At 62.9% G+C, this 12,900-nt stretch carries 13 protein-coding genes; 6 read left to right on the top strand and 7 right to left on the bottom strand.

Annotation, left to right across the window (positions count from 1 at the left end):
• Window positions 1-91 precede the first annotated feature (91 nt).
• The 5 genes from QZ079_RS04330 (at window position 92) to QZ079_RS04310 (ending at window position 3,919) form a co-directional block, all read left to right on the top strand.
• Window positions 92-637, top strand: a complete 546-nt coding sequence (locus tag QZ079_RS04330) for a DJ-1 family glyoxalase III (RefSeq protein ID WP_297035539.1) — start codon at window positions 92-94, stop codon at window positions 635-637.
• Entirely contained in the window at window positions 634-1,221 is a 588-nt protein-coding gene (locus QZ079_RS04325; RefSeq protein WP_297035535.1) for a nucleoside triphosphate pyrophosphatase, read from the top strand. The genes QZ079_RS04330 and QZ079_RS04325 overlap by 4 nt, the downstream gene beginning before the upstream one ends.
• A 121-nt stretch (window positions 1,222-1,342) precedes the next feature.
• Window positions 1,343-2,344, top strand: a complete 1,002-nt coding sequence (locus tag QZ079_RS04320; RefSeq protein ID WP_297035532.1) for a P1 family peptidase — start codon at window positions 1,343-1,345, stop codon at window positions 2,342-2,344.
• A gap of 109 nt (window positions 2,345-2,453) precedes the next feature.
• Complete coding sequence (locus QZ079_RS04315) at window positions 2,454-2,891, top strand: amino acid permease (protein WP_297035530.1); 438 nt, start codon at window positions 2,454-2,456, stop codon at window positions 2,889-2,891.
• Complete coding sequence (locus tag QZ079_RS04310; RefSeq protein ID WP_297035527.1) at window positions 2,861-3,919, top strand: amino acid permease; 1,059 nt, start codon at window positions 2,861-2,863, stop codon at window positions 3,917-3,919. The genes QZ079_RS04315 and QZ079_RS04310 overlap by 31 nt, the downstream gene beginning before the upstream one ends.
• A 567-nt stretch (window positions 3,920-4,486) precedes the next feature.
• Here QZ079_RS04310 and QZ079_RS04305 read toward each other — a convergent pair.
• Together QZ079_RS04305 and glf are read right to left on the bottom strand one after the other, a co-directional pair.
• Window positions 4,487-5,518: a glycosyltransferase family A protein gene (locus QZ079_RS04305; RefSeq protein ID WP_297035524.1), complete on the bottom strand. Its 1,032-nt coding sequence runs from the start codon at window positions 5,516-5,518 to the stop codon at window positions 4,487-4,489.
• On the bottom strand, window positions 5,511-6,713 hold the full coding sequence (gene glf, locus QZ079_RS04300; protein WP_297035521.1) for a UDP-galactopyranose mutase: 1,203 nt from the start codon (window positions 6,711-6,713) through the stop codon (window positions 5,511-5,513). Before glf ends, QZ079_RS04305 begins: the two co-directional genes overlap by 8 nt.
• A 186-nt stretch (window positions 6,714-6,899) precedes the next feature.
• Between glf and pta the strand changes: the two genes are divergently transcribed.
• A complete protein-coding gene (pta, locus tag QZ079_RS04295; protein ID WP_297035518.1) occupies window positions 6,900-7,886 on the top strand; it encodes a phosphate acetyltransferase in 987 nt (328 codons plus the stop codon).
• Window positions 7,887-8,045: 159 nt separating this feature from the next.
• On the opposite strand, the gene QZ079_RS04290 is transcribed toward pta, so the two are convergent.
• From QZ079_RS04290 to xseA, 5 genes are all read right to left on the bottom strand, one after another.
• Window positions 8,046-9,032: a YitT family protein gene (locus QZ079_RS04290; protein WP_291290621.1), complete on the bottom strand. Its 987-nt coding sequence runs from the start codon at window positions 9,030-9,032 to the stop codon at window positions 8,046-8,048.
• 259 nt (window positions 9,033-9,291) lie between these two features.
• Window positions 9,292-10,458, bottom strand: a complete 1,167-nt coding sequence (locus QZ079_RS04285) for an acetate/propionate family kinase (protein WP_291290620.1) — start codon at window positions 10,456-10,458, stop codon at window positions 9,292-9,294.
• 152 nt (window positions 10,459-10,610) lie between these two features.
• Window positions 10,611-10,946: a histidine triad nucleotide-binding protein gene (locus QZ079_RS04280; RefSeq protein WP_291289351.1), complete on the bottom strand. Its 336-nt coding sequence runs from the start codon at window positions 10,944-10,946 to the stop codon at window positions 10,611-10,613.
• Between the two features lie 10 nt (window positions 10,947-10,956).
• Complete coding sequence (gene xseB / locus QZ079_RS04275; protein ID WP_297035512.1) at window positions 10,957-11,223, bottom strand: exodeoxyribonuclease VII small subunit; 267 nt, start codon at window positions 11,221-11,223, stop codon at window positions 10,957-10,959.
• A gap of 37 nt (window positions 11,224-11,260) precedes the next feature.
• The gene (xseA, locus tag QZ079_RS04270; protein WP_297035509.1) at window positions 11,261-12,742 is read right to left on the bottom strand and encodes an exodeoxyribonuclease VII large subunit; all 1,482 of its coding nucleotides are present in this window, start codon (window positions 12,740-12,742) and stop codon (window positions 11,261-11,263) included.
• Window positions 12,743-12,900 lie beyond the last annotated feature (158 nt).

Genomic DNA, 12,900 nt, shown 5'->3' with positions numbered 1-12,900 from the left:
TTGGCGGGTGCGTCTATCCTCAATGCCGGACGGGCGGGGCGGCTGAATGGGTATAAGGCTCCAGAGGTTCCAGCAACTGAAAGGATGCAGTATGAGCGCTGTCGCCGTGCTCGTCGCGGACGGGTTCGAAACGATTGAATGCCTGACCATGGTCGACATCCTGCGCCGCGGAGGCGTGCGCGTGTCGCTCGTATCGATTATGCCGACGCGCGACACCGTGAGCTCGCAGCAGATCGGCGTGACGTGCGATTGCACGCTTGACGAGGTCGATTTCGACGAGTACGACTACATCGTGCTGCCCGGCGGCCTCCCCGGCACCACGAACCTGCGCCGCGACGAACGGGTCTGCGCGCTCGTACGCGAATTCGCCACCACGAAGCACGTCGCGGCCATCTGCGCAGCGCCTTCCATCTTAGGCGAGCTCGGCCTGCTCGTGGGACGAAAGGCAACATGCTTCCCGGGCTTCGAGTCGACGTTCCCCGCGGGCACCTATGCCGGCGGCAAGACCGTCATCGTGGATGGCAATATCATCACCGCTTCCGGCATGGGTCAAGCGCTGCCGTTCGCGCTCGCGGTACTCGGTGACATCGCCGGCGAGCGCGCCGTCCAAAAGGTTCGTGAAAGTATCCAGCTATGATCCTCGCCTCGCAGTCGCCCCGCCGCATCGAGATCCTGCGCGAAGCGGGTTTCGAATTCCGCGTGATCCCGGCGGATGTCAATGAGAAGCCGCTCCCACACGAGAATCCCTTCTCCCTCGTGGAGCGTCTCGCCTGCGTAAAGGCGGCGACCGTCCTTGCAACTCACGCAGAGCCCTCCGAGGTCGTGCTCGCGGCAGATACCATCGTAACCATCGACGGCGAGGTACTCGGCAAGCCGAACGACGCAGCCGACGCCTGCGCCATGCTGAGGCGCCTGTCCGGACGAACGCACACCGTCGCGACGGGCGTGTGCATCGCACCATGCGATGAGCGCGAGCCCCGACGCCTGAGCGACGATGAGCCACCCGTTTCGTTCGTCGCCAAAACGGACGTCACGTTCTACGAGCTCACCGATGAGGAGATCGACGCCTACGTCGCCTCGGGCGAACCGATGGATAAGGCCGGGGCTTACGGCATCCAGGGAACAGGCGGCCGCATGCTCGTGAAAGGCATTGACGGCGACTTCTACAACGTCGTCGGCCTCCCCATCGCCGAGGTCGTACGAAAGCTGAAGGCGCTCTAGATACCACGTTGACTGCGGCGCATGCAATCGCGTCATGTAAAATTACCCCAGGGGTATTTTTACATCGACAAAGCAGGATGTAAAAACCCCTGGGGTAATTTTACATGACGAGAGGAAACCCATGAGCACACGCTGGCAGCCCATCCCCATCCACACCATCGAAGGGTTCCGCATCGGGCATTCCACGAACCTCGATGCGGCCACGGGCTGCACGGTCATTGTGGCTCCCGAGGGCGCTACGGGAGGCGTCGATGTACGCGGCGGCGCGCCGGCATCGCGCGAGACCGACCTCCTCCGCCCGGAAAACACCGTCGAAGTGGTCAACGCCGTCTGCCTTTCCGGTGGCTCGGCCTTCGGACTCGAAGCGGCATCGGGCGTGGCGCGCGAGCTCGAGGCGCGCGGCATCGGACTCGACGTGGGCGTTGCGCGCGTGCCGATCGTCTGCTCAAGCTGCATCTTCGACCTTGCCTTCGGAAGCGCCACCGTGCGGCCGGGCGTGGCAGAGGGCATCGAGGCTACCCGCGCTGCGCTCGACACGGAGCCTGCGCCCGTTGCAGAGGGTACGGTCGGTGCGGGTACGGGTGCCACCGTGGGCAAGCTCAACGGACCGACGACGCTCATGAAGGGCGGCCTCGGAGCACGGGCGCGCGCGGCGGGCGAGCTCAAGATCGGTGCCATCTCCGTGGTGAACGCCTGCGGCAACGTGGTCGACCCGACGACGGGTGCCGCCATCGCCGGCATGCGCGCCGCAGCAGACTCCCTCGAAATCGTGAGCATGGAAGATGCCATGCTCGCCGCGGTGGAGCACCTCGCTATGCCGCTCGACCGCACGAACACTACCATTTCATGCATCATCACGAACGCGCGGCTTACCAAAGCCCAAGCGACCAAGCTTGCGCAGATGGCTGCCGATGCCTATGCGCACACCATTCGCCCCACGCACACCACCAACGACGGCGACACGATCTACGTGCTCGCTTCCGGCGCACTGGGCGACCGAGCATTCCCGCTCGACATGCTCGGTGTCGCGGCCACGCGCGTGCTTGAAGAAGCCATTTGCGCCGGATGCCTGTCCGCCGACGGAATTCACGGTGCCCCGGCATTCAAGAATTTGCATAACTAAGCTACTATCTTGCATAGCATGACGGAGCGTCCTGGCAAGCGTTGCCTGCACGGCAGCACCTCGCCGATCTTGCCAGCCACGTCCGTCTCTTCGCATGATTGGAGCAACTATGGCAGAACCTACCGGATCGTCAAGTGCGGGAAGCGCCTCTTCCGAACCAGCGTCAAAGCGTGGCATCGGCCTCATCGGGCTCATCGCACTCGTCATCTCCTCGTCAATCGGCTCAGGCGTCTTCGCCCTTTCGACCGATATCTCCGCCGCCGCTGCCCCCGGCGCCGCGATCATCGCTTGGATCATCACGGGCATCGGCTTCATCGGGCTCGCCACGACATTCGGCAAGCTCTCACTCGCGCGCCCAGACCTCGACGGCATCGTGGCCTATGCGAATGAAGGATTCGGCCCGTTCGTGGGCTTCGTCTCGGGCTGGGGCTACTGGCTCTCTATCTGGATCGGTAACGTAGCCTTCGGTGTGATGCTCGTGACCGCGATCGGCTACTTCTTCCCGCCGGCCTCACCGTGCCTGCCGTCGTCTTCATCTCGGTCATGAACTGGGCGATCATCCTTCTGGTGAACCATGGCGTCGAAGAAGCGTCCGTGGTGAACGCGATCGTGATGTGCTGCAAGCTCATCCCCATCTTCGTCTTCATCGTGACGATGCTCTTCATGTTCAGCTTCGATGTGTTCACCGCCGATTTCTGGGGCACACTCGCCAACAACCTGGGAAACGATGCGGCGCCGGGAAGCCTCACCACGCAGATTATCAACTGCTTCATGGTCATGATGTGGGTGTTCGTCGGGATGGAGGGTGCCGCGGTACTCGGTCACCGCGCGCGCCGGAAAGCCGACGTCTCGCGTGCCACGATCCTCGGTACCTCCGCACTCGTGTTCATCTACGTTGCCGCCTCCGTGCTACCTTACGGCTATCTCACGCGCGACGAGCTCCTCACTATGGGATCACCCTCCATGGTCTATATCTTCCAGGAGGCCGTGGGCTCATGGGGCGGCGCGTTCATCGCCGGCGGCCTCGTCATCTCGATCCTGGGCGCGTGGCTCTCCTACACCATCCTCGCTTCCGAGGCCATGCGCACCATGGCGGACATGGAGCTCCTGCCGAGCGGCTTCGCCAAGCTCAACGCCCATGGCGCGCCCACGCTCTGCCTCGTCGTCACCGGTGCCATGATCCAGTTGCTCTCAATCGTGATGCTCTTCTCCGAGGCGGCCTATCAGTTCGCGTATTCGCTCTGCACCGCGTCGATCGTGATCAGCTGGTCGCTCGCTTCCGCCTATATGGTGAAGCTCGCACGCGAAAGAGAAGTCGAACAAGCAGGCTCCGCGCTCGCGCTCTCGCTTTTCGCGACCGTGTTCCTCGTGGTCGCCGTGGTGCTCGCCGGCGTCGACCTGCTCCTGCTCTGCTGCATCGCCTACATCCCCGGCCTCGTTTGCTACATCGCGGCACGGCGCGAGCAGCGCTGCAACCATATCCTCGAGGGCTTCGAGAAGCCGCTCGCGGTGGTGCTCGTGGGGCTCGGCGTGGTGGCGATCGTGCTCGTAGCGATGGGCATCATCACGATCTAACGACGCTTGGGTGCTGAAGGATCCGGGCTGCACGCGCTTCGGCGGGGGTCGCCGGGCGTTCTCCTTCGCTAGTCCTCGCCGCATGTGCGTTTCGCTCCTGCGGAGCGAAACACACGCGGCTGCGGAAACGTTCAGGAGAACGCCCGGCGACCCCCAAGAGCTCAACCGTAGTAGCCGCGCCCTCGCGCCGATTAAAAACAATAGTAGTTCGCATGGTTTACGTAGCAGGCAACGGTTCCGAATACCCCAGCGGCAAAGAAACGTCACCTTGTGCCGCCCTGATACCACCGCAGCAAAACCATTTCGAAAAAAGAAAGAGCCCGGACGGCGGCATTCCCTTCATCCGGCGGCACCGCCATCCCACCGCTCGGGAATCCGTCAACGCTACAACCTCAATCAACCTGCCCCGTTATCTCCGCAGGAGATAACGGGGCGAAACGCGCTCTCCGCACCCACGTGAACCGCGCGCAGGGCTCGGTCGCTTCATCCTGAGCGATTCCGCAGGCGCCGAGGACTAGCGAAGGATGAAGCGCCCAAGCCCGTCAGGAAGCAAGGCTCAACGTCCTCCTAATTGAATTTGAAGATCTTGCTCGCGGCACGATAGAGCGCGACGGACGTCTTTTCGCCCGCCTTCGTGGGCAGATTCGTCCCGATACCCAGGATGCCGCAGCGCGCGTGGCGATACATGCGCTCGTCGTACTCCTTGAGCTCGGCCCAGAGCTTCTTGCATTCCTGCTTCATCTCGGGGTCATCGGAAAGCTTCGAGAACACGGAGCACACGGCCATCATCATGGTGAAATAACCCATCATGTACGACGCGAGACGGCTCTCGGGCACGTCGCGGTACAAGTGATAGGCATTCATCATGATGCGCGTGATGCGGAACTGCTGGTCGAGACGGCGCACCATCGTGGCCTCGTTCACGCTCTGCCCCTCGCGGCCGATGAAGTACCGGTAGAGGTCGATGTCGGCGTAGTCCATCTTCTTGCCCAGCGGCAGGGGTACGTACGCGTAGATGTTGTCGACGTAGAACGTGTGCGCCGGAAGCGGCAGGTTCGCCGCCCGCACGACTTCCGTACGGTACGTGAGGCTGTGCATGAGCAGGTTCTGATCGGGGCGGAAATAGCCAATCTTATCCCAGGTGAAGACCTTCTTGCGCGGCAGCGCTCCGCGGTAGCTGATCGTGGTGCGCTTGTCCTCGTGCACCTTCTCGTACACGTAGTTCGAGATGAAGAGGTCGATCTCCATTCCGCGCTCCTCGAAGCCGCGCAAAATGGAGAGCATCGTCGCGAGCGCAGACGCATCGAGCCAGTCGTCGGAGTCGACGACCTTGTAGTACGTGCCGGTCGCCTCGCGCAGGCCCGAGAGCACCGCGATACCGTGCCCACCGTTCTCCTGATGCACGGCGCGGATGATGTTCGGGTAGCGCGCCACCCATTCGTCCGCTTTGGCGGGCGTCTCGTCCTGGCTGCCGTCGTCGACGATGATGATCTCAACGTCCTCGGCAAAGTCGCTCCCCTCGAGGATCGACGTGATGCCGTGGTCCATATCGGCGGCAGAGTTGTAGCACGGAATGGCGAAGGTGATGATCTTATGCATGGCAGGAAATGATCTCGTCAGACAAATCAAGGGCGGATTCGGTCACGGCGTCCATGTCGTAGTAGCGGTACTCGGCAAGGCGGCCTACGGGATGGAAATTCGTGAGGTTCTGCACGCGCTCGAGATAGCGCTCGTACAGCGCCTGGTTCTCGGGATCGATGATCGCGTAGTACGGCGTCTGGTCGCTCCCCGGCTCGAAGGCGTGGCTGTACTCCTTCATGATGGTGGTCTTGCCGGGCACGACCTGGCCGGTCATGTTCTTGAACTCAGTGATGCGCGTGAAGTCCTCGCTCGTGGTGTAGTTCACCGTGCCCACGGGCTGGAACTGATCTTGGTCGAGCGTCTCGAACACCATGTCGAGCGTGCGGTACGGCAGCGCACCGAGGTCGAGACCAAAGAGCTCGTCCAAGGGACCCGTGTAGACGATCTCGCCGCCATAGCACTTACCGCACACGGAGACGTTCGTCTCGCCGATCTCGAAGATATCGCGTGCGTCCACGTCCACGTACACGTCGATGAGGTCGTGGTCGAGCATGTGCTCGAAAAGCGCGGTGTAGCCGTCCTCGGGCATGCCCTGGTAGGGCGCCTGCGGGAAGTAGCGGTCGTCGTCGCCGATGAACACGGGCACGCGGCCAGTCACGGAGGGGTCGATCTCGTCGGGCGTCTGACCCCACTGCTTCATCGTATAGTGCAAAAACACGTTCTCGTACACGTAGTCCGCGACCTCTTGCAGGTCGGGGTCGTTCTTCTCGCGAAGCTCCATAATCGGCACCTTCTTGTCGGCACCGAAGACGTCGACGAGCTTCTGGTAGAGCTCCTCGCCGCGTTCCTCGCCAAACGCGAGCTTCAGGCTCGTGTGGTTGAAGGGCACCGGCATAAGCGTGCCGTGGATGTTGGCGAGCACCTTGTGCTGGTAGTCCGTCCACTTGGTGAAGCGCGAGAGGAACTCGTTCACGCGCTCACTATACGTGTGGTAGATATGCGGGCCGTACTTGTGGATGAGGATGCCGTCCTCGTTCTCGAAATCGTACGCGTTGCCCGCGATGTGGTCTCGGCGCTCGAGCACCGCCACACGGAACCCCGCGCCTTCCGCCACGCGGCGGGCGCACACCGAACCGGCATACCCCGCGCCGACGACGATCATATCGTAATCGTCGGGGTTGAACGATGCGGGAAGACCACTCATGAGATGCATAGCTGCTCCTTGCAGGCGCTTTACCGTACGAATGAACACTTACGGTTCAATTATCTAAGCGATTATAGCGCGCAGCGGCCTATAATAGGGTTGCCACACAAGGAAAGCTCAACAAGCTACGCCTCGAGGTGCCCGCGTGCGCGGGAGCAGGCGCGATGCGGCTGGGCTTCAATCTAGAGGAGAACCATGAGTGACTTCCTGAACCGCATGAAGGCTGCCGCGAAGGCGGACGTGAAGACGATCGTCCTGCCCGAGGGCGAAGATCCGCGCACCATCGAGGCTGCGAAGAAGATCATCGAGGAGGGCATCGCGAACGTCGTGATCCTGGGCAACCCGGCCGAGATCGACGTCCCCGGCGCACACGTCATCGACCCGACCTCCCCGACCGCTCCCAAGCACGAGGCCTATGCCCAGAAGTTCGCCGAGCTGCGCGCCAAGAAGGGCGTCACCATCGAGCAGGCGCGCGCCCAGATGATGGACGCCACCTACTACGGCACCATGATGGTCAAGATGGGCGACGCCGACGGCCTCGTCTCCGGCGCCTGCCACTCCACGGCCAACACGCTGCGCCCGGCGCTCCAGATCCTGAAGACGGCACCTGGCACGAAGCTCGTCTCGGCCTTCATGGTCATGTGCACGAAGACCCCCGAATTCGGTGCCGACGGCACGCTCGTCTTCGCGGACTGCGGCCTTAACATCGCCCCCACCTCCGACGAGCTCTCCGAGATCGCCATCGCCTCGGCCAACTCCTTCAAGACCTTCATGGGCGATATCGAACCCAAGGTTGCCATGCTCTCCTACTCCACGATGGGCTCGGCCGGCGGCGACACTGCCAAGAAGGTGCAGGAGGCCACGGCTTTCGCCAAGGAGAAGGCGCCCGAGCTCGCCATCGACGGCGATCTGCAGCTCGATGCCGCCATCGTGCCGAGCGTAGCCGCGCTCAAGGCGCCCGAGAGCACGGTCGCTGGCCACGCCAACGTGCTCGTGTTCCCCAACCTCGAGACGGGCAACATCGGTTACAAGCTCGTGCAGCGCTTCGGCCAGGCCGAGGCGTACGGCCCCATCCTGCAGGGTATCGCCAAGCCGGTGAACGACCTTTCGCGCGGCTGCTCCGCCGACGACATCGTGGGCGTTGTGGCCATCACCTGCGTCCAGGCCCAGCTCGCCGAGTAACCAGAATCGTATAGAGGCTTTCCATCGGGACGGGGGTGTCGTATGGCATCCCCGTCTCTTGTATGTAAAGACCCGGTGACGCTTTACCGGAGCCCGGTGGTAAATAACCCCAGAGGTTATTGAACACCATGCATACGCTGCTAGGGACGAACCGCGGAGCTAGTTCATGTCGCGGAAACCCTTGCCGATGATCTCCGAGCTGTTGACGATCGTGATGAACGCGCCGGGGTCGATCTTGCGCACGAACAGGCGCAGCCTCATGGCCTCGCGCGTCGAAAGCACGCTCATGAGCACCGTGACGCGCTTACCGGAATAGGCACCGTATCCATAGCTGATGGTCGCGGAACGCTTCAGGTTGCGCACGATGTACTTCTCGACCTCCGCAGGTTGCTGCGAGATGACGGTGCAGACCTTTCGCAGGTGCAGGCTCTCGATCGCGCCATCGACCACGAGCGTCTTCGCGAACAAGCCCAGCACGCAGTACAGGCCGGTGCGCGGCCCGAAGAGCACGGCTGCGATGAGTACGATACCGATATCGACCATCATGAGCGCTTTGCCGATCTGAAGGCTCGTATGGCGCTTCAGAATCATGGCAAGGATATCCGTACCGCCCGTCGATGCGCCGATATCGAAGACGATTGCGCTACCGAGCGCGGGCAGGATGACAGCAAAGCACAGGTCGAGCCACATATCCCCGGTGGGGGAAACGTTGCTGGGATACACGAGCTCGATGAGCGAGACGAATGCGGAGAGCGCGATCGATGCGTAGATGCTCCAACCCACCGCTTTCTTGGGAAGGAAGATGAAGCCCAGCACCACGAGGACGATGTTCAGGATCCACATGAACGCCGAGACGGGTAGGTCGGGAACGAGCGACGAGAGGATCACCGAGACGCCCGAGGTACCACCGAACGCAAAGTGGTTCGGCGTCTTGAAGACGACAATCGATATGGCAGTGAGCACAAGACCGGCGTTCAGCATGAGGAAGAAGCGGAGCAAGCCGGGTTCGGAGCCGCGCTTCTCGGCCAGGCGCTCGCTCGCCCGCGCCTCATCGGGCGTGAGCAGCTTCTCACCCGGTACCAGCTGTTCGTCCTCGAGATTGGGCTTTTCGACCCCGGCAGCCTCACCAATCGTTAGAGCAGGCATGTCGACTCCCCCATGTCGTGTCGCACAGCACGCGAACCGCCGGCGCGCGAGCAACGCGCCTCGCCACGGAGTGTCGCACGAGAGCACAACAAGGTAAACCCTCACCTGCAAACGGCATGATTTTCTCAGATAATCTCTGTTCCGCTTCGGGGACGGGGTCTGCCCGCCATCGGCACGGCGCGGCTACGCAACGAAGAAGCCTCCCCCGAGCGAAATGCACGGAGAGGCTTCAGCGGTCGCTATTATCCAGGGCAGGGATTTAGCCCAGCAGCTCCTCGACATCGAGGGCAATCATAAGCTCCTCGTTCGTGGGAACCACGAGCACGGTGATCGCGGAGTCCGGCGTGGAGATGATGCGCGGGTCGTCCGAACGCACCTTGTTGAGCTCGGGATCGATCTTCACGCCCATCCACTCGAGGCGCTTCGCCACGCCGGCGCGCATGGTCACGGAGTTCTCACCGATGCCGGCGGTGTAGGCCATGGTGTCGACGCCCTCCATGGACGCCGCCATCTCGGCGAACAGCTGCGAGGTGCGATAGTAGAACATCTCCATCGCCATCTTGCAGTTGGCGTCGCCGTTGTTCATGCCTTCCTCGATATCGCGAGAATCGCTCGAGACGCCGGAGACGGCAAGCAGGCCGGACTGCTTGTTCATCATGGTATCGATCTCGTCGATACTCATGTCGGCCTCGCGGTTGAGGTAGAACACCGTCGCCGGGTCCACGGTACCGCAGCGCGTGCCCATGATGAGGCCGTCAAGCGGCGTGAGGCCCATGGTGGTGTCCTTGCACTGGCCGTCCTCGATGGCGCAAAGGCTCGCGCCGGAACCGAGGTGGCAGCTCACGAGCTTGTGGGTCTTGCCGCCCATGAACTCGTTCACCGTGCGCCAGATGTAGCGGTGGCTCGTGCCATGCGCGCCGTACTTGCGCACGTGGTACTTGTCCACGATGTCGCGCGGGATGGCATAGCGCCACGCCTGCTCAGGCATGTTGTAGTGGAAAGCGGTATCCGGGACGATAACGTTGCCGAGCTCGGGGAACATCTCGCGGCAGATCTCGATGACGTCTGCCTCGGCATAGTTGTGAAGCGGCGCCAGCGGAGCTACCTCGCGCACCCAACCGAGCGTCTCGTCGGTCACGACGGCGGATTCGGGGAAGTACCAGCCACCCTGCACCACGCGGTGGCCGATGCCCTCGGGCTTCTCGGCTACCGTCTCGAGAATGTCGAAGATGTGCTTGATGGCGGTGCGGTGATCGGGCAGCTCGACCTCGAGCTTGTCCTTCTTGCCGTACTCCTCGTGCCCGATGAACGAGCCCTCGATACCGATGCGCTCGGCGTTGCCCTTCGCGAAGACCTCGCGCGTCTCGGTGTTGAGCAGCTGGTACTTAAGGCTCGAGCTGCCGGCGTTGATGACCAGTACGTTCATGTAACCCCCTTGGTTGGCGAGCACCCGTCCCGGCATCCAGCCGGCAACGCGTGCGTCGCGGTACACACAATGATTAATGATACTCGCATGCGCGCCGTCTCGCTAGGGAACATAGCAAGCAAGCCAGAGATAGAACACGGCGCGCCGTAACGTTAGATGAGGTTCTCGCCGAGCGGCTCTCCGCCGAGCACGTGTATGTGGAAATGCATGACCGTCTGCCCCGCGTCTGCGCCCTTGTTCGAGATGACACGGAAGCCCGCGCCGAGGCCCTTCGCCTTCGCGACCTCGCCGATGGCATGCACCATCGCGGCGAGCGTCTCGGCCGGAACACCATCCGTGATGTCCTGGTAATGCTCTTTCGGAATCACGAGCGTGTGGACCGGTGCCTGCGGCGAGAGGTCGTCGAATGCGATGACGAGCTCGTCTTCATAGACAACCGTCGAAGGGATCTCGTGCGCGGCGATCTTGCAGAAGATGCAATCGGACATGGGTGCCTCCTTACAGCTTGAGGGTATCGGTCGTGTCGGCTGGTGTACCCTCCACGAGCACATCCCCGCCGTCGACATCCTTCATGAGAACGCTCACCTTCTGCTCCACGGTAGCAAGGCGCCCGCGCAGGCTCTTCAGGAGCTCGACGCCGCGCGTGTAGCTCTCGAGCGATTCTTCGAGCTCGAGCTCGCCGGATTCAAGCGAACGGATGATGCGCTCGAGCTCCTGCGAAGCTTCTTTGTAGCTCATCTCGTCGATGTTCTTCTGCTCAGCCATGGTCTTCACCTTTCTTTATCTCCTGCCTGCCGCGTGCTCACGCCTCGCGAGCAGACACCGAATCCACCGTTGCCGCGACCTCACCGTCGGAGAAGCGCACGCGCATCGTGTCTCCCGCCGCGAATGCACCCGCGCTCACCTGCACGCCCTCGTCGCCATAGGCGATGGCGTACCCGCGTGCGAGCACCTTGAGCGGCGAGAGCGCATCGAGCGCCGCCGCCTGCGCGCCCAGCGCGGAACGGCGCGGAACTGTGACGCCCTCCCCCGCCGCATGCAGCCGTGACGTGGAAAGCTCGAGCGCATGCCGATATATCGAAAGCTGTGCGCTCGCCGCAGCAAAGCGGGGCGGCAGCGCCTCGAGCGGGCGGGCGAAACGCTCCAGCGCATGCTCGATCGCAAGCGCCAGGCGGTCTACCGTCTGCGCCGCCTCCGCCCGCCGGCGCTCGACGATATACCCGGGGCTCCTGAGACAACCGTGCGCACCGAGCGCGGCGAGCGCATACTGCTCTTGGGAAAGACGGGCGCTCACGACGCTCGAAAGCCGCTCGCCGAGCGCCGACAGTTCGCCCGCAGCCCCGCGTACGATCGATGACGTAGCGGTGGCGAGCCTGCGCTCACGCGCATGAAGCAAATCGACAAGGTCGTCGATGGCGGGCGCCACGGATTCCGCCGCCGCCGTGGGCGTGGAGCAACGCCGGTCGCTCACCATATCGCAGATCGAAGTATCCGGCTCGTGACCGATTCCCGTCACGACAGGCACGGGGCAGGCGGCAACCGCACGGGCAAGCGTCTCGTCGTTGAACGTCATGAGGTCTTCGAAGGAGCCGCCGCCGCGCACGAGCATGATGCAATCGGGTGCGGGATCGATCGCCGCAGCGCGCGCGAGCCCTTCCACGAGCTCAGCCGGAGCACCCTCGCCCTGTACCTTCGCTCCCACGCAAATGAGCTCCACGAGCGGATTGCGGCGACGCAGCGTGCGCTTGACGTCGTCGATGACCGCGCCGGAAAGCGACGTCACCACCGCGACGCGCGTGCAGAACGCCGGGATGGGCCGTTTGCGCGCCTCATCCATGAGACCCTCGCGGCGGAGTTTTTCGGCCAGCGCCGCCACCTGCTGGCGCAGGAGCCCCTCACCCGCAAGCGTGAAGGTCTTGGCGACGAAGCTCATGCGTCCGGTCGGCTTATACAGGTTGAAATTGCCCGTGAACTGCACCTGCATGCCGTCGCGCAGATCGAAGCTGCGCTTGGCGTAGGAACCGCGCCACACGATGCAGTCGACGGCCGCCGCGTCGTCCTTAATCTGGAAGTAGCAGTGACCGCTCCGCGCGTTGGGGCCGCGAAAACCCGTGACCTCGCCTATCACCGTGAGCAGGGGCAGCGCGTCGAGCGCGTTCGCCGCGAGCTCAACGGCTTGGGACACGGACAATGCGTCTTCATCGTGCCCAGCACCGTGCTGCGTCGTTGCCTGCGTCGATGTATCCGCCAAAGGCGTCGTGCCAGTAAGATTCCAAGTGCCCATGCGACCAACTCTCTCACACATCGTTCTTGCTGAGATGAGTCTACCAAACCCCGCGGACAAAAAACGCACCGACGCGCAGGATCGCACTCTCGGTGTGCGCGACCGCCCCAAGGGCTTTTGTGACCCAATTGGGGACAGGTGCATTTTGGGACATGTGG

The sequence above is a fragment of the uncultured Enorma sp. genome (assembly GCA_905210055.1).
Lineage (GTDB): Bacteria > Actinomycetota > Coriobacteriia > Coriobacteriales > Coriobacteriaceae > Enorma.
Note: the sequence above shows the minus strand (reverse complement) of the source record. Positions and strands in the feature narration are given on the sequence as shown.

What these genes read in the sequence shown, in the direction of transcription:
- glf (WP_297035521.1), bottom strand. Translation starts at nt 6,713, where the DNA reads ATGCATCTCATGAGTGGTCTTCCCGCATCGTTCAACCCCGACGATTAC.
- QZ079_RS04305 (WP_297035524.1), bottom strand. Translation starts at nt 5,518, where the DNA reads ATGCATAAGATCATCACCTTCGCCATTCCGTGCTACAACTCTGCCGCC.
- xseA (WP_297035509.1), bottom strand. Translation starts at nt 12,742, where the DNA reads ATGGGCACTTGGAATCTTACTGGCACGACGCCTTTGGCGGATACATCG.
- QZ079_RS04325 (WP_297035535.1), top strand. Translation starts at nt 634, where the DNA reads ATGATCCTCGCCTCGCAGTCGCCCCGCCGCATCGAGATCCTGCGCGAA.
- QZ079_RS04320 (WP_297035532.1), top strand. Translation starts at nt 1,343, where the DNA reads ATGAGCACACGCTGGCAGCCCATCCCCATCCACACCATCGAAGGGTTC.
- QZ079_RS04315 (WP_297035530.1), top strand. Translation starts at nt 2,454, where the DNA reads ATGGCAGAACCTACCGGATCGTCAAGTGCGGGAAGCGCCTCTTCCGAA.
- xseB (WP_297035512.1), bottom strand. Translation starts at nt 11,223, where the DNA reads ATGGCTGAGCAGAAGAACATCGACGAGATGAGCTACAAAGAAGCTTCG.
- QZ079_RS04290 (WP_291290621.1), bottom strand. Translation starts at nt 9,032, where the DNA reads ATGCCTGCTCTAACGATTGGTGAGGCTGCCGGGGTCGAAAAGCCCAAT.
- QZ079_RS04330 (WP_297035539.1), top strand. Translation starts at nt 92, where the DNA reads ATGAGCGCTGTCGCCGTGCTCGTCGCGGACGGGTTCGAAACGATTGAA.
- QZ079_RS04285 (WP_291290620.1), bottom strand. Translation starts at nt 10,458, where the DNA reads ATGAACGTACTGGTCATCAACGCCGGCAGCTCGAGCCTTAAGTACCAG.
- QZ079_RS04280 (WP_291289351.1), bottom strand. Translation starts at nt 10,946, where the DNA reads ATGTCCGATTGCATCTTCTGCAAGATCGCCGCGCACGAGATCCCTTCG.
- pta (WP_297035518.1), top strand. Translation starts at nt 6,900, where the DNA reads ATGAGTGACTTCCTGAACCGCATGAAGGCTGCCGCGAAGGCGGACGTG.